This window comes from Microbacterium sp. M3 (assembly GCF_033548675.1).
In the GTDB taxonomy this organism is placed as follows: Bacteria; Actinomycetota; Actinomycetes; order Actinomycetales; family Microbacteriaceae; genus Microbacterium; species Microbacterium arthrosphaerae.
The window spans coordinates 1-748 of the sequence record NZ_JAWTZT010000014.1; the positions used below are offsets into that span (position 1 = coordinate 1).

At 53.3% G+C, this 748-nt stretch carries 1 rRNA gene; it reads right to left on the reverse strand.

The features are described from left to right. A 16S ribosomal RNA gene (locus tag R8Z57_RS17395) occupies positions 1-560 on the reverse strand; the annotation flags it as partial. Positions 561-748: the final 188 nt, after the last annotated feature.

Genomic DNA, 748 nt, shown 5'->3' on the forward strand with positions numbered 1-748 from the left:
TACGAGCTCTTTACGCCCAATAATTCCGGATAACGCTTGCGCCCTACGTATTACCGCGGCTGCTGGCACGTAGTTAGCCGGCGCTTTTTCTGCAAGTACCGTCACTCACGCTTCTTCCTTGCTAAAAGAGGTTTACAACCCGAAGGCCGTCATCCCTCACGCGGCGTTGCTGCATCAGGCTTCCGCCCATTGTGCAATATTCCCCACTGCTGCCTCCCGTAGGAGTCTGGGCCGTGTCTCAGTCCCAGTGTGGCCGGTCACCCTCTCAGGCCGGCTACCCGTCGACGCCTTGGTGAGCCATTACCTCACCAACAAGCTGATAGGCCGCGAGCCCATCCCCAACCAAAAAATCTTTCCAACCACTGAAGATGCCTTCGCGGTTCGTATCCAGTATTAGACGCCGTTTCCAGCGCTTATCCCAGAGTCAGGGGCAGGTTGCTCACGTGTTACTCACCCGTTCGCCACTGATCCACCCCGCAAGCGGGGCTTCACCGTTCGACTTGCATGTGTTAAGCACGCCGCCAGCGTTCATCCTGAGCCAGGATCAAACTCTCCATAAAAAAATGATGCTGCAAACAATCGGAATAAGACCGAAAGCAGCGAGTTCAACCATGACCAAAAACGAATATCAAACTGACATCCATGAATTGATCCAAATAAGACCCCCACCAACCGAAAAACGGTCGACAGAGAAAAAATTGGCATTTGACAAGTGCACGCTGTTGAGTTCTCAAAGATCGGACGCACC